Source organism: Micromonospora sp. WMMD714, assembly GCF_029581315.1.
Taxonomy (GTDB): Bacteria; Actinomycetota; Actinomycetes; order Mycobacteriales; family Micromonosporaceae; genus Micromonospora; species Micromonospora rifamycinica.
Genome location: NZ_CP120744.1, coordinates 59,852 through 81,361, shown reverse-complemented (window position 1 = coordinate 81,361; position 21,510 = coordinate 59,852). Strand labels below are relative to the sequence as shown.

General features: G+C 73.7%; 20 protein-coding genes, 3 pseudogenes and 1 riboswitch. Of the genes and pseudogenes, 16 read left to right on the top strand and 7 right to left on the bottom strand.

What is annotated here, in order from left to right; translation table 11 throughout:
- The first annotated feature begins 75 nt into the window (after window positions 1–75).
- The 9 genes and pseudogenes from O7625_RS00360 to O7625_RS00320 all read left to right on the top strand — a co-directional run bounded on the left by O7625_RS00360 (window position 76) and on the right by O7625_RS00320 (window position 8,206).
- Window positions 76–1,425 carry a serine hydrolase domain-containing protein gene (locus O7625_RS00360; protein WP_282346747.1) on the top strand — a complete coding sequence of 450 codons (1,350 nt, stop codon included), beginning with the start codon at window positions 76–78 and terminating at the stop codon, window positions 1,423–1,425.
- Between the two features lie 247 nt (window positions 1,426–1,672).
- Window positions 1,673–2,368 (top strand): annotated as a pseudogene (locus O7625_RS00355) (PhoH family protein); the annotation flags it as partial.
- Window positions 2,357–3,175: pseudogene (locus O7625_RS00350) on the top strand (LAGLIDADG family homing endonuclease); the annotation flags it as partial. The pseudogenes O7625_RS00355 and O7625_RS00350, both read left to right, overlap by 12 nt.
- Before the next feature lie 264 nt (window positions 3,176–3,439).
- Window positions 3,440–3,799 (top strand): annotated as a pseudogene (locus O7625_RS00345) (PhoH family protein); the annotation flags it as partial.
- A gap of 17 nt (window positions 3,800–3,816) precedes the next feature.
- A complete protein-coding gene (gene ybeY, locus O7625_RS00340) occupies window positions 3,817–4,290 on the top strand; it encodes an rRNA maturation RNase YbeY (protein WP_282343470.1) in 474 nt (157 codons plus the stop codon).
- Window positions 4,266–5,648, top strand: a complete 1,383-nt coding sequence (locus tag O7625_RS00335) for a hemolysin family protein (RefSeq protein ID WP_282346746.1) — start codon at window positions 4,266–4,268, stop codon at window positions 5,646–5,648. Before ybeY ends, O7625_RS00335 begins: the two co-directional genes overlap by 25 nt.
- A complete protein-coding gene (locus O7625_RS00330) occupies window positions 5,641–6,027 on the top strand; it encodes a cytidine deaminase (RefSeq protein ID WP_067307949.1) in 387 nt (128 codons plus the stop codon). The genes O7625_RS00335 and O7625_RS00330 overlap by 8 nt, the downstream gene beginning before the upstream one ends.
- The gene (era, locus tag O7625_RS00325; RefSeq protein WP_282343469.1) at window positions 6,024–6,920 is read left to right on the top strand and encodes a GTPase Era; all 897 of its coding nucleotides are present in this window, start codon (window positions 6,024–6,026) and stop codon (window positions 6,918–6,920) included. The genes O7625_RS00330 and era overlap by 4 nt, the downstream gene beginning before the upstream one ends.
- Before the next feature lie 134 nt (window positions 6,921–7,054).
- On the top strand, window positions 7,055–8,206 hold the full coding sequence (locus O7625_RS00320; protein ID WP_282343468.1) for an acyltransferase: 1,152 nt from the start codon (window positions 7,055–7,057) through the stop codon (window positions 8,204–8,206).
- A 15-nt stretch (window positions 8,207–8,221) separates the two neighbouring features.
- On the opposite strand, the gene O7625_RS00315 is transcribed toward O7625_RS00320, so the two are convergent.
- Window positions 8,222–8,998 (bottom strand): DUF4097 family beta strand repeat-containing protein, encoded by a 777-nt coding sequence (locus O7625_RS00315; protein WP_282343467.1) that lies wholly within the window; start codon window positions 8,996–8,998, stop codon window positions 8,222–8,224.
- Between the two features lie 102 nt (window positions 8,999–9,100).
- Here O7625_RS00315 and recO point away from each other — a divergent pair, with 102 nt between their 5' ends.
- The 3 genes from recO to O7625_RS00300 all read left to right on the top strand — a co-directional run bounded on the left by recO (window position 9,101) and on the right by O7625_RS00300 (window position 11,056).
- Window positions 9,101–9,979: a DNA repair protein RecO gene (gene recO, locus O7625_RS00310; RefSeq protein WP_282343466.1), complete on the top strand. Its 879-nt coding sequence runs from the start codon at window positions 9,101–9,103 to the stop codon at window positions 9,977–9,979.
- 32 nt (window positions 9,980–10,011) lie between these two features.
- The gene (locus O7625_RS00305; protein WP_282346744.1) at window positions 10,012–10,788 is read left to right on the top strand and encodes an isoprenyl transferase; all 777 of its coding nucleotides are present in this window, start codon (window positions 10,012–10,014) and stop codon (window positions 10,786–10,788) included.
- A gap of 79 nt (window positions 10,789–10,867) precedes the next feature.
- The gene (locus tag O7625_RS00300; RefSeq protein WP_282343465.1) at window positions 10,868–11,056 is read left to right on the top strand and encodes a hypothetical protein; all 189 of its coding nucleotides are present in this window, start codon (window positions 10,868–10,870) and stop codon (window positions 11,054–11,056) included.
- A 174-nt stretch (window positions 11,057–11,230) separates the two neighbouring features.
- On the opposite strand, the gene gndA is transcribed toward O7625_RS00300, so the two are convergent.
- Entirely contained in the window at window positions 11,231–12,676 is a 1,446-nt protein-coding gene (gndA, locus tag O7625_RS00295) for an NADP-dependent phosphogluconate dehydrogenase (protein ID WP_282343463.1), read from the bottom strand.
- Between the two features lie 373 nt (window positions 12,677–13,049).
- Here gndA and O7625_RS00290 point away from each other — a divergent pair, with 373 nt between their 5' ends.
- Window positions 13,050–13,298 (top strand): hypothetical protein, encoded by a 249-nt coding sequence (locus O7625_RS00290; protein ID WP_282343462.1) that lies wholly within the window; start codon window positions 13,050–13,052, stop codon window positions 13,296–13,298.
- A 137-nt stretch (window positions 13,299–13,435) separates the two neighbouring features.
- On the opposite strand, the gene O7625_RS00285 is transcribed toward O7625_RS00290, so the two are convergent.
- The 3 genes from O7625_RS00285 to O7625_RS00275 are packed head-to-tail and all read right to left on the bottom strand — an operon-like array spanning window position 13,436 to window position 16,284.
- Window positions 13,436–14,236, bottom strand: coding sequence for an energy-coupling factor transporter transmembrane component T (locus tag O7625_RS00285; RefSeq protein ID WP_282343460.1), 801 nt, complete (start codon window positions 14,234–14,236; stop codon window positions 13,436–13,438).
- A complete protein-coding gene (locus O7625_RS00280; protein ID WP_282343458.1) occupies window positions 14,233–15,660 on the bottom strand; it encodes an ABC transporter ATP-binding protein in 1,428 nt (475 codons plus the stop codon). Before O7625_RS00280 ends, O7625_RS00285 begins: the two co-directional genes overlap by 4 nt.
- A gap of 33 nt (window positions 15,661–15,693) precedes the next feature.
- Window positions 15,694–16,284: an ECF transporter S component gene (locus O7625_RS00275; RefSeq protein WP_282343457.1), complete on the bottom strand. Its 591-nt coding sequence runs from the start codon at window positions 16,282–16,284 to the stop codon at window positions 15,694–15,696.
- A gap of 75 nt (window positions 16,285–16,359) precedes the next feature.
- A riboswitch (TPP riboswitch) is annotated at window positions 16,360–16,465 on the bottom strand.
- Between the two features lie 150 nt (window positions 16,466–16,615).
- On the opposite strand from O7625_RS00275, the gene O7625_RS00270 reads away from it, so the two are divergent.
- Window positions 16,616–17,446: an alpha/beta fold hydrolase gene (locus O7625_RS00270; protein WP_282343455.1), complete on the top strand. Its 831-nt coding sequence runs from the start codon at window positions 16,616–16,618 to the stop codon at window positions 17,444–17,446.
- A gap of 129 nt (window positions 17,447–17,575) precedes the next feature.
- On the top strand, window positions 17,576–18,079 hold the full coding sequence (locus O7625_RS00265; RefSeq protein WP_282343454.1) for a DUF6328 family protein: 504 nt from the start codon (window positions 17,576–17,578) through the stop codon (window positions 18,077–18,079).
- A 121-nt stretch (window positions 18,080–18,200) separates the two neighbouring features.
- On the opposite strand, the gene O7625_RS00260 is transcribed toward O7625_RS00265, so the two are convergent.
- Window positions 18,201–18,368 carry a hypothetical protein gene (locus tag O7625_RS00260; RefSeq protein WP_172898462.1) on the bottom strand — a complete coding sequence of 56 codons (168 nt, stop codon included), beginning with the start codon at window positions 18,366–18,368 and terminating at the stop codon, window positions 18,201–18,203.
- A gap of 277 nt (window positions 18,369–18,645) precedes the next feature.
- On the opposite strand from O7625_RS00260, the gene O7625_RS30220 reads away from it, so the two are divergent.
- The gene (locus O7625_RS30220) at window positions 18,646–19,917 is read left to right on the top strand and encodes a cellulose binding domain-containing protein (protein WP_348773980.1); all 1,272 of its coding nucleotides are present in this window, start codon (window positions 18,646–18,648) and stop codon (window positions 19,915–19,917) included.
- Window positions 19,918–20,007: 90 nt separating this feature from the next.
- On the opposite strand, the gene O7625_RS00250 is transcribed toward O7625_RS30220, so the two are convergent.
- The gene (locus tag O7625_RS00250; protein ID WP_282343453.1) at window positions 20,008–21,501 is read right to left on the bottom strand and encodes a cellulose binding domain-containing protein; all 1,494 of its coding nucleotides are present in this window, start codon (window positions 21,499–21,501) and stop codon (window positions 20,008–20,010) included.
- Window positions 21,502–21,510 lie beyond the last annotated feature (9 nt).

Genomic DNA, 21,510 nt, shown 5'->3' with positions numbered 1-21,510 from the left:
ACGGCCGGTGGCCCGGAATCCGGGGTGACCGCCGGGGCGGGAGTGGACGTCGCCGGGCCGGGCGTGCACCAGCGGATGGTGCGGATGGTGCAGCGGGTCCAGGCGCAGGCCAGGGTGCCCGCCCTGGCGGTGGCGTTGCACCGGGCCGACCGTCCACTCTGGGCGTACCAGGTGGGCGGGACCGGCACCGACGCCGCGCTCGGCCCGGCGACCCGGTTCCGGATCGGCTCGGTCACCAAGACCTTCACGTCGGTGCTGGTGATGCAGTGCCGGGACGCCGGCCTGCTCGACCTGGACGATCCGCTGGGCCGGCACCTGGAGCTGCCGGCGCACGGCGAGCTGACGGTACGCCGGCTGCTGTCGCACACCGCCGGGCTGCAACGCGAGCCGTACGGCGACGTCTGGGACACCCTGCGTGCGCCGCAGCTGGACGAGCTGGTCGCCGACCTGGCCCGGGTCGAGCGGGTGCTGCCCGCCGGCCGCCGCTACCACTACTCCAACCTGGGGATGGCGCTGCTCGGCCGGCTGGTCGGCGTGCTGTGCGGCGGGACCTGGGCCGAGGTGCTGGCCGAGCGGGTGCTCACCCCGCTGGGGCTGGCCGACACCTCGGTCGACCCGGGGCCGTCGGCGGCGACCGGATTCCTGGTCGACGCGTACTCCGACGAGGCGCATCCGGAGCCGCCGACCGACTTCGGTGCGGTCGGCCCGGCCGCCCAGCTGTGGAGCACCGCCACGGACATGGCCCGGTGGGCGGCGTTCCTGGCCGACCCGGCGGCGCTGGACCCGACCGGGGCGGTGCTCGCCCCGACCACCCTGGACGAGATGCGCTGGCCGGTGACCACCACCGACGAGACCGCCTGGTCGGCGGGCTTCGGGCTGGGACTGATCCTGGTCCCGTACCCGGAGCGGGTGGTGCACGTGGGGCACGACGGGGCGATGCCCGGCTTCCTGGCCGGGGTCTACGGCCGGCGGGGCGGTGACGGTACGGCGGGGGCGATGGGCTGTGCGGTGCTCGCCTCCTCGGGCACCGCCGCCGAGGCGTTGGAGCTGCCGCACCGGCTGCTGGCCGCCGCCGCCGAGCACGATCCGGCGGACATCGTTCCGTGGCGTCCCGGTCCGGGTGCGCCCGGACCGTTGCGCGGGTTGCTCGGCCGGTGGTGGGGCGAGGGCTTCGAGTACGTCTTCTCCTGGCACGACGGGGCGTTGCGGGCCCGGGGAGCGGACGACCCGGCGGGCAGGCCGCCGGCGGTCTTCGCGCCGGTGCCCGGCTCGGCGGACGTGTTCCGGACCGTCTCCGGGCGGGAGACCGGGGAGCTGCTGCGGCTCACCCGGGACGCCGACGGGACGGTGGTCGGGATGCACTGGGCGACCTACCGCTTCACCCGCCGTCAGGAGACCTTCGACCGGTACGACTTCCGGGTCTGACGGCCCCGCGGGCCGGGCAGGTGGGCCGAGCGGGTGGACCGGGCAGGCGGGGCGGGGAGATGGGTCGGGCGGGCGGGGCGGGGAGATGGGTCGGGCGGGCGGGCGACTGGGCGGGGCCGCTGGGCGGGGAAATGGACACGGTGCCGCCGGTGCGGAGCGGATACGATGGGGGTATCGTCCGCACGCCGCGCCAGTAGGGCACGGCGCGAGATGGAAGCAGGTGGCGCAGGGCCCCACGGCCCGATCTATGACCGGCACCCCACCTCCCGGCCCGCCCCGGGTGCAGACCAGGATCACGGTCCCCGACGCCAAGATCATGGTCAACCTGCTCGGCGCGGGCGACGAGATCCTCCGACTCGTCGAACGCTCGGTCACCAGTGACGTGCACGTCCGCGGCAACGAGATCACCATCACCGGTGCGCCCGCGGACAACGCGCTCGCCGAGCGGCTCTTCGGCGAGCTGCTCGAACTGATCGAGAAGGGCGAGACCCTGACCACTGACGCTGTCCGGCGTACCGTCGGCATGCTCGAACAGGGCGGCACCGAGCGGCCCGCCGAGGTGCTCACCCTCAACATCCTCTCCCGGCGTGGGCGCACCATCCGCCCCAAGACGCTGGGGCAGAAGACCTACGTCGACTCGATCGACGCGAACACGATCGTCTTCGGCATCGGCCCGGCGGGTACCGGAAAGACCTACCTGGCGATGGCGAAGGCCGTCCAGGCGCTCCAGGCCAAGCAGGTCAGCCGGATCATCCTGACCCGCCCGGCGGTCGAGGCGGGCGAGCGGCTGGGCTTCCTGCCGGGCACCCTGAACGAGAAGATCGACCCCTACCTGCGCCCGCTCTACGACGCGCTGCACGACATGCTCGACCCGGATTCCATCCCGAAGCTGATGGCCGCCGGCACCATCGAGGTGGCGCCGCTGGCCTATATGCGGGGTCGCGCGCAGCCGTACGACGCACGGGTGCTGACTCCGGAAGGTTTCCGGCCGTTCGGTTCGTTGCGGGTCGGTGACCTGGTCATCGGCTCGAATGGGACGCCCACGCCGGTGATCGGCATCTATCCGCAGGGGCCCAAGCAGGTCTACCGGGTCACGACCCAGGACGGTGCCTCCACCCTCTGCTGCGGTGAACACCTCTGGACCGTGGCCACCCCGGAGGACAAGCGGCGCGGCGGTCGGCGCACCCTCGAGACGCGCGAGATGATCGGCAAGGAGTGGCGGGGCCACGTCCGCCGGTACGAACTTCCGGTCGTGGCACCTGTGCAGCTCGAGTCGCAGGAGGTGCCGCTCGACCCGTACGCCCTCGGTCTGCTGCTCGGCGACGGTGCCATCTCGTCGCGGACCACCCCGGCCTTCAGCACCGCCGACCCGGAGCTGGCCGACGCGCTCGCTGCGGCACTGCCCGGCATCGAGCCGGTGCGCAAGAACGACTACGACTACGTACTCCGACACGTCGACGGTCACCGGGGCGGGGTGATCGTCGCCAACCCGGTGACGCTCGTCCTTCGTGAACTGGGTCTAGCCGGTGCGAAGTCCGCGACCAAGTTCGTGCCGGACGTCTACCTGCAGAACGGCGTCGACGTGCGGCTGGCCGTCCTGCAGGGGCTGCTGGACACCGACGGGGGGCCGGTCGTCCAGGCGGGGCGCACCTGTCGGGTGCAGTACTCGACGACGTCGGCCCGGTTGCGCGACGACGTCGTCTACCTGGTCCAGTCACTTGGTGGGGTGGCGACCTGGCGGGTGCGGGAGGCTGAGGGACGCACGCCCGGTCGGGCCAACGGGCATCCGGTTCCGCACCGCGCCGACGCCTACGTCGTGGAGATCCGGCTGCCGGCCGGTGTGCCGCCGTTTCGGCTGGCCCGCAAGCGCCAGCGGTACGACGAGCACGGCAGCGGACGGCCGATGCGGTTCATCGACTCAATCATCCCGGCCGGGGTGCAGGAGACGATGTGCATCCAGGTCGCGGCGGAGGACTCGCTGTATGTCACCGACGACTTCCTGGTCACCCACAACACCCTCAACGATGCGTTCATCATCCTGGACGAGGCGCAGAACACCACGCCCGAGCAGATGAAGATGTTCCTCACCCGGCTCGGCTTCGGCTCGAAGATCGTGGTGACCGGTGACGTCACCCAGGTGGACCTTCCCGGCGGGACGGCCAGCGGGCTGCGGGTGGTCCGGGAGATCCTGGCAAACGTCGAGGACGTGCACTTCGCCCAGCTCTCCAGCTCGGACGTGGTGCGGCACCGGCTGGTCGGGGAGATCGTCGACGCGTACGCCCGCTGGGACGAGCGGGAGAACCAGCAGGCGCAGGGCGTGCACGCCGTGCCGGGGCGGACCGCCCAGGGCGGCCGGGCCGGCCGGCGCCGCTAACCGAGCAGAGGAAGACAGTGTCCATCGAGATCGCCAACGAGTCCGGTGCCGAGGTCGACACCGACGCGGTGCTCGCCGTGGCCCGGCACGCCCTCGACGAGATGGGGGTCAACCCGCTCGCCGAGCTGTCCGTGCTGCTGGTCGACATCGGGTACATGACCGAACTGAACCATCGCTGGATGGGCGGCGACGGCCCGACCGACGTGCTCGCCTTCCCCATGGACGAGGGCAGCGTCGACCACGGCCCGGGGGAGAGCGCCACGGCCGGCGGTGAGCCGGCCCTGCTCGGCGACATCGTGCTCTGCCCGGAGGTGGCGGCCAAGCAGGCGGCCACCGCCGGGCACAGCGCCGCCGACGAGCTGCACCTGCTCACCGTGCACGGCGTGTTGCACCTGCTCGGCTACGACCATGCCGAGCCGGAGGAGGAGCGGGAGATGTTCGCCCTCCAGGCCCGGCTGCTGGCCAGCTGGCGGTCGACCCGGCCCCGGTGATGGACATAGTCGCGGCCGGCCCGACCGCCGGCCTTCCCGATCTCCAGCTGATCTTCTTCGCGGCCGGGCTGGTGGTGCTCGCCGGTCTGATCGCGATGACCGAGGCCGCGCTGGCCGCGGTCTCCCCGGCCCGTGCCGCCGAGCTGGCCCGCGACGGTGCGCGCGGGGCGCGTACCCTCCAGGCCGTCGCCGGTGACGTGGTCCGCCACCTCAACCTGCTGCTGCTGCTCCGGCTGCTCGCCGAGCTGACCGCCACCACCCTGGTCGCCCTGGTGGCGGTGGACAGCTTCGGTGCCGGCTGGCGGGCGGCGCTGGTGACCGCCGGGGCGATGACCGTGGTCAGCTTCGTGGTGGTCGGGGTGGCCCCGCGCACCCTGGGCCGGCAGCACGCCTACGCGGTGGGCCGGGCGGTGGCGCCGCTGGTCCGCTGGCTGGGCCGGGCGCTCAACCCGCTCGCCTCGCTGCTGATCCTGATCGGCAACGCGGTCACCCCGGGGCGCGGTTTCCGGGAGGGGCCGTTCGCCACCCAGGTGGAGCTGCGCGAGCTGGTCGATCTCGCCGAGCAGCGGGGCGTGGTGGAGCACGGCGAACGGCAGATGATCCACTCCGTCTTCGCGCTCGGCGACACCATCGCCCGCGAGGTGATGGTGCCGCGCACCGAGATGGTGTGGATCGAGGAGGGCAAGACGCTCTCCCAGGCGCTGGCGCTGTTCCTGCGTTCCGGCTTCTCCCGGATCCCGGTGATCGGCGAGAGCGTCGACGACGTGCTCGGCGTGCTCTACCTCAAGGACCTCATCCGGCGTACCCGGGGTGGTGACCTGCGGGCGCACCAGACCCCGGTGGCCGAGCTGATGCGACCGGCCACCTTCGTGCCGGAGTCCAAGCCGGTCGACGACCTGCTGTCCGAGATGCAGGCCGCCCGCAACCACCTGGTCATCGTCGTCGACGAGTACGGCGGCACCGGCGGGCTGGTCACCATCGAGGACATCCTGGAGGAGATCGTCGGCGAGATCACCGACGAGTACGATGTCGAACGCCCGCCGGTGGAGCACCTGGCCGACGGCGCGGTCCGGGTCACCGCCCGGCTGCCGGTGGAGAACCTGGGCGAGCTGTTCGACACCGAGCTGCCCACCGACGAGGTGGAGACGGTCGGCGGACTGCTGGCCCAGGCCCTGGGACGGGTGCCGATCCCCGGCGCCGACGCCGAGGTGGCCGGCCTGAAGCTGGTCGCCGAGGGCACCACCGGCCGGCGTAACCGGATAGACAGCGTGCTGGTCAGCCGGGTGCCGTCGACCGGCGGCCCCGATTCCCGTGACCACCAGAACAGCGCCGAGGAGAGGCAACCCGCCGATGCCTGAGACACCCGCCGTGCCGGCTGCCCGGCCCACCCCGTCCGACCCGGCCGAGTTGAGCGCCGAGGACGGCAAGCTGGTCGTGCTGGCCCGTGGCGCCCGCGCCCGGGTGGCCGCCGTGGAGGGCGCGGCGGTCCGCGACCAGGACGGCCGGACGTACGCCGCGGCGAGCGTCGCGCTGCCCTCGTTGACCGTGACGGCGCTCCAGCTCGCGGTGGCGTCGGCGGCGGCGGCGGGGGCGACCCGGCTGGAGGCGGCGGTGGTGGTGACCGAGGCGTCGACGCTGGACGGGGCGGGTCACGCCGCGGTCCGGGACCTGGCCGCCGACGCGCCGATCCACGTGGCCGCGCCGGACGGGACCGTCCTCGGCACGGTGGTCGAGTGACCGGCGTGGAGCAGCGGCCGTACCGGGCGGGTTTCGGGTGTTTCGTCGGGCGGCCGAACGCCGGCAAGTCGACACTGACCAACGCGATCGTGGGCACCAAGATCGCGATCACCTCGAACAAGCCGCAGACCACCCGGCACGTCATCCGGGCGGTGCTGCACCGGCCGGAGTCGCAGCTGGTGCTGGTCGACACCCCGGGTCTGCACCGGCCGCGCACCCTGCTCGGCGAGCGCCTCAACGACCTGGTCCGCACCACCTGGACGGAGGTCGACGTGATCGGCCTCTGCATTCCGGCGGACGAGCCGGTGGGCCGGGGCGACCGGTTCATCAGCGGCGAGCTGAGCGAGCTGAAGGCCACCGTCCTCGCCGTGGTGACCAAGACCGACCTGGTCGACAAGCGACGGTTGGCCGAGCAGTTGCTGGCGGTCAGCGAGCTGGGTGACTTCGCCGCCGTGGTGCCGGTCAGCGCGGTCTCCGGGCACCAGGTGGACACCCTGGTCGACGTGATGACCGGCCACCTGCCGCCGTCGCCGCAGCTCTACCCGGACGACATGCTCACCGACGAGCCGGAGCAGGTGCTGGTGGCCGAGCTGATCCGGGAGGCGGCGCTGGAGGGGGTCCGCGACGAGCTGCCGCACTCGATCGCCGTGGTGGTGGAGGAGATGATCCCGGAGGGGCGGCTCACCAAGATCTACGCCGACGTCTACGTGGAGCGGCCCAGCCAGAAGGCGATCGTGCTCGGCCACCGGGCCAGCCGGCTCAAGGAGGTCGGCACCACCGCCCGTAGGCAGATCGAGGAGCTGCTCGGCACCCGGGTCTATCTGGATCTGCACGTGCGGGTGGCGAAGGAGTGGCAGCGCGACCCGAAGCAGCTGCGCAAGCTGGGTTTCTGAGCCGGTCGGCGGCCGGGGGTAAGTCGGGGACTGATATGGGAATTTTCACGTCAGGGCCTCATTAGCAGCTGTTTCACAGGTCGGGTGCGCAGGGTAGGGGTCCTTCATCCCGCCCCCCACATAGATGCAGCCTGATGCGTAACCGATATCTGGACCTGCTCCGTTTCCTGGCCATCGTCCGGGTCGTGGTCTACCACGTCACCGGACTGGCCACGCTGACGCTCGTCTTCCCGGCCATGTCGATCATGTTCGCGCTGGCCGGGTCGCTGATGGCGGCGTCGCTGGACCGGTCCGGCGGGGCCGCGCTTCGGCGTCGGCTGCGCCGCCTGCTGCCCTCGCTCTGGGTGGTGGCGGTGGTCTTCGTGCCGGCCATGCTGCTCACCGGGCTGGTGTTCACCCCCCGGGTGCTGCTCTGGCTGTTCCCGGTCACCGACCCGCCGGCCAACTACTGGGGTGGGCTCGCGCTCAGCCCGATCTGGTACCTGCGGGACTACCTGTGGTTCGTGCTCGCCTCCCCGGTGGCACTGTGGCTCTTCCGTCGCGCGCCGCTGCCCACCCTGGCCGCCCCCTACCTGCTGCTGGTCGCGATCGAGGTGGGCATCCTGCCGACCACCTCGGCGGTGCCGCGCGACTTCGGCCTCTACTTCGGCGCCTGGCTGCTCGGCTTCGCGCACCACGACGGCATGCTGCGCCGGCTGGCCGACCGGGTGCTGGTGCCGGTGGCGGTGCTGCTGGCCGGAGCCGGCGGGGCGTGGATCCTCAGCCACCCCGGACCGCGCGGCTACGACCTCAACGACATCCCGCTGGGCAACGCCCTGTGGTCGGCGGCGTTCATCCTGGTGGTGATCGGTCGTGCCCCGGCCGCCGCCGCCTGGGTGGACCGCAACCGTGCCTTCGGCCGGCTGGTGACGTTCACGAACCGGCGGGCACTGACCGTCTACCTGTGGCACATGCCCTTCGTGGTGGCGCTCACCCCGCTGGTGGGCCTGGTGGGCTGGTCGCCCCGCGACCCGTGGGGGCTGGCGATCCGGGTGGTGCTGGTCTTCCTGCTGGTCGGGGTGGTGGCCCTGCTGGTCGGCTGGGTGGAGGACGTGGCCGCCGGCCGCCGCCCCGAGCTGGTTCCGGGCGGTCGCCCCGATCCGGCCCCCGGCCGCCGGTCGTCCCGGCCGGACCCGGTGTCGTCCGGCCCGGTGGTGTCGCCGGAGCCGGTGTCGCCCGGTGGCGGGCGGGCCGCCGCCGTGCCCGTCCCCCGGGTGCCCGGACCGGGGGCCGTCGAGGCCCGGTGAGGCGCGTCGGCCGGCTCAGCGCTGTACGACTGTCACGTTCCCGCTGCCGGTCGCCAGGTCCAGCAGCAGCGGTGCGCCCGGGTCGTTGGTGACCCCGATCTCGGTGTCCCCCGAGCCGACGTCCGCCTTCACCCGGTACCGGCCGGTCGGCACGGTCAGCTCGACGTCGCCGCTGCCCGCGTGCGCCCGCGTCGAGGCCGGCTTGGCCAGGGTGAGGGTGATGTTGCCGGAGCTGGTCTCGGCGGAGACCTCGCCGCCCAGCCTGGTCCCGGTGACGTCGCCGGACGACGCCCGCAGGTCGACCGGGCCGGTGACGTTGACCACCTCGACATTGCCCGATCCGGTCTCCACCCGCACCGGGCCGGTGACGTCGACGACCCGGATGTCGCCCGAACCGAGGGTGAAGTCGACCGACCCGGTCCTGCTGAGCTCCACCTCACCGGAGCCCGCCTCGCCCTGCACCCGTACCCCCGGCGGGGCGGTCACGTCGTACGACACCGAGCAGCGGGGACCGCACTCGGTGTCCAGCACCAACTCGTCACCGGTGATCTCGTACGTGGTGTCGGGTTGCTCCCCCTGGTAGCGCAGCACCCGCTTGACGCGTACCCCGGTGGCCGGACCGGTGGCGCGGACCACCACGTCCCCGGAACCGGGCCGGACGGTGATCCGGGCGATCTTCGCCGGCTCGGTGGTGTCGAAGTCCAACCGCCGGAACGCCAGCGTGTCGCACCCGGTGGCGAGGATGAGGGCGGCGGTCGCACCCAGGGCGACCATGCTGCGGGGATGAGCCATGCCCAGCAACCTACGACCGCCGCCACCTGCCGCACATCCGGGGCGAAGCGCCGGGCCACCCCGAGCCGACCCTGATTTCCCACCCCGAGGGAGAATGGCCCGATGGCCGGGTACCGCCGACAGCTCTACCGCGACGACGCGGTGGTGCTGCGTGTGCAGAAGCTGGGCGAGTCCGACCGGATCATCACCCTGCTGACCCGCCGGCACGGCCGGTTGCGCGCGGTGGCCCGGGGGGTACGCCGCACCACCAGCAAGTTCGGCGCCCGGCTGGAACCGTTCGGCCACGTCGACCTCCAGCTCGCCGGTGACCCGAAGGGCAACACCGGCAGCTCGCTGCACAGCGTGAGCCAGGTCGAGGGCATCGACCTGTACGGCAAGCGCTTCCTCGGGGACTACCCCCGGTACACGGCGGCCAGCGCGATCGCGGAGACCGCCGAGCGCCTCACCCCGGTCGAGCGGGAGCCGTCGCTGCGGCTGTTCCAGCTCACCCTCGGCGCGCTCAAGGCGCTGTCCCGGGGCGAACACGCCACCACGCTGGTGCTCGACGCGTACCTGTTGCGGGGGATGACCCTGGCCGGGTGGGCGCCCGCGCTGACCGCCTGCGCGGTCTGCGGCACCCCGGGGCGGCACCGGGCGTTCTCCGTGCCGGCCGGGGGTGCGGTCTGCCCGGACTGCCGGCCACCCGGCGCGGCCCACCCCGCGCCGGCCACCATCGACCTGATGTCCGCGCTCACCAGCGGCGACTGGCAGGTCGCCGACGCCACCGAGACCGGGGTACGCCGGGAGTGCAGCGGCCTGGTCGCGGCGCACCTGCAGTGGCACCTGGAACGCGCGCTACGCTCGCTGCCGCTGGTCGACCGGGGCGGCCCGACGGGCAGCGGTCCGGTGCGGTCGCCCCGGGCCGCTGTGGAGGGTGGGCACGTCGGTGTGGAGGGTGGGCACGTCGGTGTGCAGGGTGGGGACAAGGAGATGACCGAGTGATCCGATCGTTGAGGGCCGGCCGGCGGGAGCCGGTGCCGCCGACGCCGCACCCGTCGGGCGCCCGGCCGCCGGCGCTGCCCGCCGAGGCGCTGCCGAAGCACGTCGCGGTGGTGATGGACGGCAACGGCCGCTGGGCCAAGGAGCGCGGCCTGCCCCGCACCAAGGGCCACGAGCAGGGCGAGTACAGCCTCTTCGACACCGTCGAGGGGGCGATCGAGCTGGGCGTGCCCTACCTGTCGGCGTACGCCTTCTCCACCGAGAACTGGCGGCGCTCGCCGGACGAGGTCCGCTTCCTGATGGGCTTCAACCGGGACGTCATCCGCCGCCGCCGGGACCAGCTCGTCGACCTGGGGGTGCGGGTGGTCTGGTCGGGGCGGGCCGGTCGGCTGTGGAAGAGCGTCATCGCCGAGTTGCAGACAGCCGAGGAGATGTCCCGGGGCAACTCGACGCTGACCCTCCAGTTCTGCGTCAACTACGGCGGCCAGGCCGAGATCGCCGACGCCGCCGCCGCGATCGCCCGGGAGGTGGCCGCCGGCCGGCTCGACCCGGACAGGGTCACCGAGAAGACCGTGGCGAAGTACCTCTACCACCCGGAGGTCCCCGCGGTGGACCTCTTCCTGCGCCCGTCCGGCGAGGAACGGATCTCCAACTTCATGCTCTGGCAGTCGGCGTACGCGGAGCTGGTGTTCCTGGACACCCTCTGGCCGGACTTCGACCGTCGCCACCTCTGGTACGCCTGCGAGCTGTACGCCCAGCGGGACCGCCGCTTCGGTGGCGCGCTGCCCAACCCGGTCGCCCCGCCCCGCTGACCGTCACCCCGGTCACGATTGGTGATCTCGCCCGGCGGGTACCACCCCGGCAGGCAGCCAATCGCGGAGGTGAGCACACATGATTCAGAAGCGGATCGCGCAGTGGGCGGTCATGGCGGTCGCCGTGCCGCTGGCCGCGGCCGGTGCCCGTCGGCTGAGCCACACCCTGGAGTCCCGTCGCGGGCCGAGCGGGGTGAGCCGGATGCTGTCCCGGGGCGCCGACGTGCTGCGCCCCCAGAAGGCCGCCCGGCGTCGCCGGTTCTGGTGACCACCCGGCACCGGCTTCCCCGGTGACCGGCGGTCACCACCGACCTCACGGCGAACGCCCCGCCACCCGGTTGTCACCGGGACGGCGGGGCGTTCGCGTGGCACTGGTGCGGGTCCGGTGGTCGCGGTGCCCCACGCCGGGGGACACCGCGGCACGCCGGGAAGGTGTGGTGGGTCAGCCGGCCACTTCGGCGCGGTCGGCGGTCGCCCACAGGGTGTGGAACGCGCCCTCCCGGTCGACCCGGTGGTAGGTGTGCGCGCCGAAGTTGTCCCGCAGGCCCTGGATCAGGGCCGCCGGCAGTCGCTCCGCGCGCAGCGCGTCGAAGTAGGCCAGCGACGAGGAGAAGGCCGGGGTGGGCACGCCGGCCCGCGCCGAGTCCGCCACCACCCGCCGCCAGCTCGGCACGCCGTCGCTCACCGCGTCGGCGAAGTACGGCGCGACCAGCAGCGTCGGCAGCTCCGGCTGCGCGTCGTACGCCTCCCGGATGCGGTCCAGGAAGCGCGCCCGGATGATGCAGCCGCCCCGCCAGATGGTGGCGGTGCCGCCCAGGTCGATGTCCCAGTGGTATTCACGGCTGCCGGCCCGGATCTGGTCGAAGCCCTGCGCGTACGCGACGATCTTGCTGGCCAGCAGTGCCCGGCGGACGTCCTCGACGAAGGCGTCCCGGTCCTCGACCTGCCACTTCTCGCCCGCGTCGCCGAAGGTGCGGCGGGCCGCCTCACGCTGGCCGGCGTGCCCGGACAGCGACCGGGCGAAGGTCGCCTCGGCGATGCCGGTGATCGGGATGCCCAGGTCGAGGGCGATCTGCACCGTCCAGCGGCCGGTGCCCTTCTGCTCGGCCTGGTCGAGCACCACGTCGACGAACGCCTTGCCGGTGGCGGCGTCGGTGTGCGCCAGCACGTCGGCGGTGATCTCGATGAGGAACGACTCCAGCTCGCCGGTGTTCCACTCCCGGAAGATCTCCGCGATCTCCGCCGGGGTCGCGCCCAGCCCGGCCCGCAGCAGGTCGTACGCCTCGGCGATGAGCTGCATGTCGGCGTACTCGATGCCGTTGTGGACCATCTTGACGAAGTGGCCGGCGCCGTCGGGGCCGACGTGCTGGCAGCACGGGACGCCGTCCACCTGCGCGGCGATCTTCTCGAACATCGGCCCGAGCTTCTGGTAGGACTCCGCCGAGCCGCCCGGCATGATGCTCGGGCCGAGCAGCGCGCCCTCCTCGCCACCGGAGACGCCGGTGCCGACGAAGTGCAGCCCGTGCTCGCGCAGCGTCTCCTCCCGACGGCGGGTGTCGGCGAAGTGCGCGTTGCCGGCGTCGACGACGATGTCGCCCTCCTCCAGCAGCGGCACCAGCTCGTCGATGACCGCGTCGGTGGGGGCACCCGCCTTGACCATGACGATCACCGCGCGGGGCCGCTCCAACGAGCCGACGAAGTCCGCCAGGGACTCCGACGGCACGAAGGTGCCCTCGTCGCCGTGCTCGGCCACCAGGCTGCGGGTGCGCTCCGGGGAGCGGTTGTGCACCGCCACGGTGAACCCGTTCCGGGCCAGGTTCCGGGCCAGGTTGCGACCCATCACCGCCAGCCCGGTCACGCCGATCTGCGCCGTCGCCTGTTGCGTCATCCGTACCCGCCACCTCTCACGTCACCTGTGTGCTGCGACGGTATCGTGCGCGCCCGAGGGCCGGCAGCCGCCGTCCACCCAGTGTCACAGGGTGGTCGCGTCGGCACGCCGGCTCGGTGCCCGGGCGTCGGGCGGAAAAGCGGGTGCGCCGGCCGGCCGGGTCGGTTAGCGTGACGGCATGCGTATCTGACGCCCTTTCTGAGAGCCGACCCGCCGCCGTGGCCGCGGGTCCGCGTGCTCGGGCGTCCGCGTCTTCCACCGTCCCGTTGCAGGGTGTCGGGTGGGCGGCGTCCGAGGCCGATCCCCGTCCGTCGCCCGCCCGCCCGCCGTCCGCGGGCCGGTGTGGTCCTCCGCACCCAGAAGGAGGCAGCGTATGCCCACCAAGCGCAGTCCGAAGAAGTCCCGTCGTCCGGTACCCGCCCCGGTGGAGGTGGATCCGGCGGTGCTCGCGGCGCTCACCGTGACGCCCGCGGATCCGGTCCCGCTGGCCGTCGCGCCGGCCCAGGCCGGCACCCGGTCGACCCCGCCGCCGCCGTCCCGGGCGCGGTCGGCCCGGTCGGTCCGGGCCGGCTCCACCACCGTCCAGGGCCAGAACCGCCGGTACGCCTTCCGGCGCAGCTGACCGGGCCACGGGCCGGGTGAGCGGTGCACGCCCGGCGCACCAGCGGTGTCCGGTCCGCCGTGACGCCGCTGGTGCGCCGGGGTGCCCGTTCCCGCCGTGACGCCGCTGGTGTGCCGGGGTGCCCGTCGTCGTGACGGTCAGCCGATCAGGGGGCGGAAGGTGCCGAGCGTCACGCTCACCGCGAGCGCACCGCCGGCCAGCACGGCGGCCCCCACTATCAGCAGCCAGTCGGCCGGGCCGAACACCTGCCGGCGGGCCACCGTGCGCGGGACACCGGCGTCGAAGCCCCGGGCGTCCATCGCCACCGCCAGCCGGGTGCCGCGCCGGATCGCGCCCACCAGCAGGGCGAACGCCGTCGAGACGAAGAGCCTCAGCCGGGCCAGCGGGTTGCGGCCGGCGTCCACCCCCCGGGCCCGGCGGGCCATGGTCAACATCTGCCACTCCTGCCCGAGCAGCGGCACCAGCCGGAACGCGGCCAGCGCGCCGATCGCGAACCGGGCCGGTGCCCGCGCGTTCTGGACCAGCGCGTCGGCCAGGTCGGTCGGATCCGTGGTGGCGAAGACGATCACGCCCGGTAGGGCCACCGCGAACATCCGCAGCACCAGGCCGAGCGCGGTGACCAGCACCCCCGAGGTGACCAGCAGCGGCCCGGCCGCCCACAGCACCGGGCCGGACCGGTCGGCGGCGAACAGGACCAGCGTGACCAGGACGCCGACCGCGCCGGCCAGCAGCGGCAGGGCGCGGCGGGCCAGCACCCGGTAGCGGATGCCGAACAGCGGCAGCAGCGCCAACTCGACGGCGATCGCGACCGCCGGTGCCACCGGGTCGAGGCTGGCCACCAGGACGAACGAGAAGAGCAGCCCGGCGGCCAGCTTCGCCACCGGGTTGCGCCGGGCCAGCGGCGCACCGGGCGTCGCGACGGGTCCGAGGCCGATCACGAACCCTCCCGGGCGGGGCTCAGGGTGAGCGTCCGGTCGGCGAGCGCGGCCACGAAGTCCACGTCGTGGGTGACGCAGACGACGCCGTGCCCGGCGTCGCGCAGGTCGGCGAAGAGGTCGACCAGCTCGCCCCAGGTCCGGCGGTCCTGGCCGAAGGTGGGTTCGTCGCAGATCAGCAGCCGGGGCGCGGTGGCCAGGGCGGTCGCCACGCTGAGCCGGCGGGCCTCCCCGCCGGAGAGGGTGTACGGGTTGGCACCGGCGAGCCGGGTCAGCCGCAGCCGCTCCAGCAACCCGTCGACGGTGGCCCGGACGGCGGTCTCCGGGCGGCCGGTCCGGCGCGGGCCGAGGGCCAGCTCGTCGCGGACGGTGCCGGTGACGAACTGGTGCTCCGGATCCTGGAACACCGAACCGATCCGGCCGGTCAGGGCCGCGGCCCGCCACCGGTGCGGGGGCGTGCGGGTGTCCCCGCCGGCCAGCGCGGCGGTGGCGGTGGACCGGCCGGTGCCGGGGCGGAGCAGGCCGCCGAGCAGCAGGGCCAGGGTGGACTTGCCGGCCCCGTTGGGGCCCCGGACGGCGAGCGCCTCGCCGGCGCGTACCACCAGGTCGGTGGGGGCCAGCCGGGGCGGTAGGCCGAGCCGGTCGACGGTGAGCAGCTCCGCGCCCGGCGGCCCGGCGGCCCGGCGGGGCACGGTGGGGTGGCCGGGCACCCAGACGCCGTCGGCGGCGAGCGCGGCACCGTGGGCGGCGAAGACCGCCGCCGGTGGCCCGTCGGCCCGGACCCCGCCGCCGGGGGCCAGCACCACCACCCGGTCGACCAGGGCGAGCGCGTCGGCGACCCGGTGTTCGACCAGGACCAGGGTGGTGTCGGCGTCCAGCGCGCCGGCCACCGCCCGGCGGACCAGCTCCGCGCCGGCCGGGTCGAGGTTGGCGGTGGGCTCGTCGAGCAGCAGCAGCCCGGGGCGCAGCGCCAGCACGCCGGCCAGCGCGAGCCGCTGCTGTTCGCCGCCGGACAGCGCGGCGGTGGGCCGGTCCCGGTGGTACGGGAAGCCGACCCGGCGCAGCGCCTCGTCCACCCGGGGCCAGATCTCGTCGCCGGGCACCCCCCGGTTCTCCAGGCCGAACGCCACGTCGTCGCCGCTGCGGGCCATCACCAGCTGGGACTGCGGGTCCTGGAACACGGTGCCGACCCGCTCGCGGGCCTTGGCCGGATCGAGGCCGTCGACCTCGACGGTGCCCTCCTGCTCGCCGGAGTCCGCCGGCAGCAGCCCGGCCAGCGCGGCCAGCAGGGTGCTCTTGCCGGCCCCGGAGGGACCGAGCAGCAGCACCCGTTCGCCGTGGTCGACGCGCAGGTCCACCCCGCGTACCGCCCAGGCCCGCCGCCCGGCGTGCCGCCAGCCGAAGCCGGCCAGCCTCACACTCGCCACGTCGCCGGCACCTCCATGGTCGCCAGGGGAGGGTCAGACCAGGCTGCGGTCACGCCCGGCGGGGAACCGGTCCAGCACCCCGGTCTCGGCCAGCGCGCGGGTGAGGTACCAGCCGCCGAGCCCGGCGACCACGGCGGCGCTCACCACGGTCAGTGCCGCGTACGGCAGGCGGTAACTGGCCAGGGCGTACTTCGCGTTCCAGACGAAGAAGTCGAACAGGGCGGCACTCAGCCCGGTCAGCGCGCCGGCCAGCACCGCCACCGGCAGTCGGTACGACCGGTAGCGGAACGCGGCGAAGGCCAGCTCCGCGCCGAGCCCCTGGATCAGCCCCTGGACGATGGTGACCCCGCCCCACTCCGCGCCGAGCAGCGCGGAGACGGTGGCGGCGACGGCCTCGCAGAACAGGGCCGCCCCGGGCTTGCGGATCACCAGGCCGCCGAGGACCGCGGGGACCAGCCAGACGCCGTACATCACCGCCTGGCTGGCCGGTGCGGCGGCGAACGCCGGGTCGGCGGCCTTCCACACCAGGCCCCAGGCCCAGAAGATGACGCCGAAGGCCACGGCGATCACGGCGGCGACCACGATGTCGATGGTGCGCCACCGGTTGCTGTCGGTGTGCTGCATGTCGGTACTCCCAGTCCAGCGAGCGAACCAGGAGAAGACGCACGCCGCGCCCGGTTGCTGCCGGACGGCGGCGCGGCTGGAGGTCGACCGAACTCCCTGCGCTGGCATTACCCAGATCAGGTTCGAGGGTCTGCGGGCGGTGCCCGCACTCTCAGCGCTGTGCGCTCCCCTGTCGGATGTGAAGTTGTCTCGGCAGACGCTAGCACCGACCTGCGGCGACGACCCAGCAGGCCACGGTTCCCGGCATTCGTCACCGGCCAGCCGGGCGTCCGGGTCGCCGGCCACCGGCGGGCGTCGGCCCTGGTGCGGGTGGCTGGGTAGGCTGCCGGTCATGCGGGTACCGGCGCGGGGACTGACGTTCGACGTACGGGTCGGCGGCCCGGAGGGCGGTGACCCCGTGCTGCTGCTGCACGGCTTCCCCCAGCACGGCGGGGAGTGGGACGCGGTGGTGCCCGCCCTGCACGCCGCCGGGCTGCGCACCTACGCCCCGGACCAGCGGGGCTACTCGCCCGACGCCCGGCCCGCCGGGGTGGCCGGGTACCGGCTGCCGGAGCTGGTCGCCGACGCGGTGGCGGTGCTGGACGCGCTGGGCGTCGACGCCGCGCACGTGGTGGGGCACGACTGGGGCGCGATCGTCGCCTGGGCGCTGGCCGCCCGGCACCCGGAGCGGGTGCGTACCCTCACCGCGGTCTCGGTGCCCCATCCGGCGGCCTTCGGGTACGCGCTGACCGCCGACCGGGCGCAGCGGGCGCGCTCGGCGTACATGGCGTTGTTCCGCCGGGCGGGCCTGGCGGAGAGGGTGCTGCTGGCCTGGCGGGGGGCGGTGCTGCGCCGGTTGCTGGCCGGGGTCGGGGATTCCGCCCGGGTGGCCCGGTACGCCGGGCCGATGCGGCTGCCGGGCGCGCTGACCGGGGCACTGAACTGGTACCGGGCGATGGCGGGGCGGGACCTGAAGGTGGTCGGCCCGGTGTCGGTGCCGACCAGCTACGTGTGGAGCGACCGGGACGTGGCGGTCGGGCGTACCGCCGCGCAGGCCTGCGCCCGGCACGTGTCGGGGGACTACCGGTTCGTGGTGCTGGCCGGGGTCAGCCACTGGATTCCCGACCGGGCCCCGGGGCCGCTGGCCGAGGCGATCCTGGCCCGGGTGCGCGGGGCCGGCTGAGCCGTCCCGTCGGCGCAGGGGGCGATAGGGGTTCGTGAATCGGTTTCGTGCGATGCCGGATCGGGCACAGGCGTTGCTGCCGACGGGAGGTGCTCCCGTCGGTCGTACCGTCTCATCCGGAGGTAGCGTGTGTCGAAGGAATCCGAGAAGCAGCGCTGGCAGCGCAACTTCGCCGATCTGCTCCAGGAGCTGCGGGTCGCCCAGACCGGCGTGCAGATCCTCTTCGCCTTCCTGTTGACCCTGCCGTTCAGCAACGGTTTCACCCGGACGAGCGAGTTCCAGCGGGACGTCTACATTCTCGCGTTGCTGTCCGCCGCCGCGGCCACCGCGATGATCATCTCGCCGGTCGCCTTCCACCGGGCGCTGTTCCGCCAGGGTCGCAAGCCGGAGCTGGTCCGCTTCGCGCACCGGATGGCGACCGGCGGCCTGGCCTTCATGCTGGTCGCCATGGTGAGCGCGGTCCTGCTGATCGCCGACTTCGTGCTCGACACCGGCATCGCCGTGGTGCTCACCGTGGTCACCGGCCTGTGGTTCCTGACGTTCTGGGTGATCCTGCCGTTCGTCCGGCGTAACTGGGGCGAGGACGACATCGACGACGACGATGACGACCCGGTGGTGCTGAACGGCGACTGACCCCGCGTGGGGTGGTGGATGGTGTGGGCCGGGGGCTCACCCGGGCCGACGGTGGCCGGGGTGAGCCCCCGACGTGTGGCGGGTGGATTCCCGACGCGTGCCGGGCGGGCCGGCCGGTGCGTCAGCGGGCGACGGCCCAGGCCAGCACGGCCGCCAGGATGAGCCCGTTGAGCAGGGCCAGCACCAGGTACGCCTGCGGCGGGATCTTGCGTCCGCGCCGGACGAAGCTGACCAGCACGGCGGCGTACGCCAGCAGCAGCACGGCGATGACGATCAGGAAGTAGAGCACCGCACCACCCTAGACGAGCCGGTGCCGGTGCCCGGCGGCCGACCGTGACCGCCCCACGGCCCGGCGGCACCCAGCCCGGTGCGTCGGGTCTGCCCGTCGTGGCTGAGTCGGGTCCACCCGTCGTGGCTGATCAGGGGACGCGGTGCGCGGATCGACATCGAGTAGTATCGATTATTATCTCTTCCTGTCCCGGGTGCGTCACCGGCCCTGCCCTCGTTGCCGGGCGCGGCAGCCGTCCAGCTGGGGGCGGGCCGGCACCAGCGACGAGGAGTGGACCATGAGAGCAGCGCGACGACGGGTCGCCGGACTGGGCGTGATCACGCTGGCGGTCCTCGCCGGCGGGGTGGCGGTCGCGGCCGGTGCCGGGGCGGCGGCGGCCGGCTGCCGGGTCGACTACAAGGTCACCAGCGAATGGCAGGGCGGCTTCGGGGCGGACGTCACCATCACCAACCTCGGCGACCCGGTCTCCGGCTGGACGCTCACCTGGGCCTTCGCCAGCGGACAGCAGGTCACCCAGGCGTGGAACGCGACGGTCACCCAGAACGGGACGGCGGTCAGCGCGAAGGACGCCGGGTACAACGCCGCCATCGCGACCGGGGCCGGCGTCAGCTTCGGCTTCAACGGCGGGTGGACCACCGCGAACCCGGTCCCCACCGCGTTCGCACTCAACGGGGTCTCCTGCACCGGGGCGACGCCGACCGCCACGCCCTGCCCGCCACCGTCCACCCCGCCGACCCCCACCCCCACGCCGACCCTGACCCCGACGCCCACCCCGACGACGACCCCGACCCGGACGCCCACGCCCACCCCGACCCCCTCGACGCAGGCCAAGGTCACCGTGTGGCTGGCGGGCGACTCCACGGTCGCCAACCCGTCGTCCAGCGGCGTCTGCCCGGTCGGCTGGGGCAACCAGTTCGGCCAGTACCTCAACGGCAACGCGACGGTGGTGAACAGTGCGGTCGGCGGACGCAGCATCCAGACCTGGCTGTACGACCCGAACGTCACCACCACGATGAACTCGGCCGGCGAGTGCGTGGTCAGCCCGCAGACCTACTCGACCCGCTGGCAGGCCATGCTGAACGCCAACGGCGGGATGAAGGCCGGCGACTACCTGTTCATCCAGTTCGGCATCAACGACGGCAGCACCACCTGCAACCGGCACGTCGGCTCGGCCCGCTACAAGGAGCTGCTCGGGGTGATGGCCCGGGCGGCCCAGCAGCGCGGCGCGTACCCGGTCTTCCTCACCCCGGCCGCCGCGATCACCTGCTCGGGCAGCACCGCCGTCGGCAACCGGGGCTTCCTCACCGAGACGTTCGACGCGGGCCGGGCCAACAACGTCCCCGTCATCGACCTGCACAAGCTGAGCTACACGCTCTACAACACGCTGCGGCTCTGCCCCAACAACGGCGACTACAACTCGGGCGCGGTCGGCGCGTTCTTCTGCGCCGACCACACCCACTTCGAGACGGCGGGCGCCCGGCAGATCGCCGGCGTGGTGGCCACCGCGCTGCGCAACCAGCAGCTCGGTCTCGCGGCCTACCTGCGGTGACGGTACGCGGTCCGGCCGGGACGGCCGGAGCGCACCGTGGCCGCCGGTGCCGTGGTCCGTCGCCCCCGGGCGACGGACCACGGGCGGCGGTCAGGAGAGCGCGCAGGGGGTGCCGTTGAGGGCGTACCCGGTGGGGCGGTTGTTGGTGCCGGCGACGTCGGCGAGGAAGCCGAAGCTGACCGACCCGCCGGCCGCGATCGTGCCGTTCCAGCCGGCGTTGGTCGCCCGGACGGTGCCGCCGCTCTGCGTGTAGCTGGCGTTCCACGCCTGGTTGACCCGCTGGCCGTCGGTGAACGTCCACTGGAGCGTCCAGCCGTCGACCGGGGCCGCGCCGGTGTTGCGGATCGTCACCTCGCCCTGGAAGCCACCCTGCCACTGCCCGGTGACCGCGTACCCGACGGCGCAGCCGGTGCCGCCGGCCGGCGGGGTGGTCACCGGGGGCGTGGTGCTGGGCGGCGCGGTGGTGGGCGGCGGGGTGGTCACCGGGGGCGTGGTGGGCGGCGCGGTGGTGGTGGGTGGCACGGTGGTGGGGGTCGGCGTCGGGGTGGTGGACAGCTGCGCGGCGATGGCCGGGGCGAGGCGGGCCGTGATCGCCCGGTGGCCGGCGTCGTTGGGGTGCACCGAGTCGCTCAGCCCGTCGGCGGGCAGCCAGCCGGTGGTGTCCACGTAGAACACGTTGCGGTCGCCGCTCCCGGTGACCGCCGTGACGGCGGCGGCGGTCTCGGCGGCGTACCGGCCGCTGAAGGTGCGCAGCGCGAAGATCGCCGCGCGCGGGTACCTGCCCCGCACGGTACGGATGAAGGTGGCGTACTGGTTCTGGAAGTCCGCGCCGCTCACCCCGTGGCTGCGGTCGTTGGTGCCCAGGTTGATCACCACGGCGTCCGCCTGGTAGCGGCTGAAGTCCCAGGCGGGGCTGTTCGCCGCGTACCCGGTGCGGAGGAACTGGCTGGCCACGCTGACGCAGCCGTCGGCGGTGGCGACCAGGCAGCCCCCGCCGTAGCCGAGTTGGGTGTGCTCGGTCCCGAGCTGCTCGCCGGTCAGCCAGCCGTACGCGGTCAGCGCCGTCCGTGACGAGGTGGTGCCGAGGGTGATGGAGTCGCCGACGAACTCGATCAGCCGGGGCCGGACCGCCGCCGGCAGGGTACGCGCCCCCGAGTCGAGGGTGAGCCCCTGGAACACCGCGTCCCCGGTGTACGAGCCGGCGACCACCCGGTACGACACCACCAGCGTGTGGTTGCCGGCGCGCAGCGGGGTGGGGGTCAGGTTCACCGTGCCGCTGACGTTGGTCAGGTACCGGAAGTCGGCCCCGTCGATGCTGTAGTAGAGGTCGATGGTGCGGCGTTGCCGCAGTTTGACGGTGGTGCCGGTGAACCCGGTCTTGAGGTAGGCGCCGGCCCAGTTCGGCACGTACGCGGTGCTGTTGCTGCGGTCCCAGCGACCGACGAAGGCGATGTTCGCGTCGGTGGGGGAGCCGTCACCGGTGGCGGCGCTGGCCGGGGGCAGGCCGATGAGGGTGGCGGCCAGCACCGCCACCACCCCGGCGGCTCCCGCCGCGAGGATCGACCGACTGCGGGACACGGGCATGGGGACGCT

Coding starts and splice junctions, on each gene's coding strand:
- recO (WP_282343466.1), top strand. CDS start 9,101: ATGGCCGGGTACCGCCGACAGCTCTACCGCGACGACGCGGTGGTGCTG.
- O7625_RS00270 (WP_282343455.1), top strand. CDS start 16,616: ATGCGGGTACCGGCGCGGGGACTGACGTTCGACGTACGGGTCGGCGGC.
- O7625_RS00360 (WP_282346747.1), top strand. CDS start 76: ATGGTGCGGATGGTGCAGCGGGTCCAGGCGCAGGCCAGGGTGCCCGCC.
- O7625_RS00330 (WP_067307949.1), top strand. CDS start 5,641: ATGCCTGAGACACCCGCCGTGCCGGCTGCCCGGCCCACCCCGTCCGAC.
- O7625_RS00300 (WP_282343465.1), top strand. CDS start 10,868: ATGATTCAGAAGCGGATCGCGCAGTGGGCGGTCATGGCGGTCGCCGTG.
- O7625_RS00290 (WP_282343462.1), top strand. CDS start 13,050: ATGCCCACCAAGCGCAGTCCGAAGAAGTCCCGTCGTCCGGTACCCGCC.
- O7625_RS30220 (WP_348773980.1), top strand. CDS start 18,646: ATGAGAGCAGCGCGACGACGGGTCGCCGGACTGGGCGTGATCACGCTG.
- gndA (WP_282343463.1), bottom strand. CDS start 12,676: ATGACGCAACAGGCGACGGCGCAGATCGGCGTGACCGGGCTGGCGGTG.
- O7625_RS00315 (WP_282343467.1), bottom strand. CDS start 8,998: ATGGCTCATCCCCGCAGCATGGTCGCCCTGGGTGCGACCGCCGCCCTC.
- O7625_RS00250 (WP_282343453.1), bottom strand. CDS start 21,501: ATGCCCGTGTCCCGCAGTCGGTCGATCCTCGCGGCGGGAGCCGCCGGG.
- O7625_RS00320 (WP_282343468.1), top strand. CDS start 7,055: ATGCGTAACCGATATCTGGACCTGCTCCGTTTCCTGGCCATCGTCCGG.
- O7625_RS00275 (WP_282343457.1), bottom strand. CDS start 16,284: ATGCAGCACACCGACAGCAACCGGTGGCGCACCATCGACATCGTGGTC.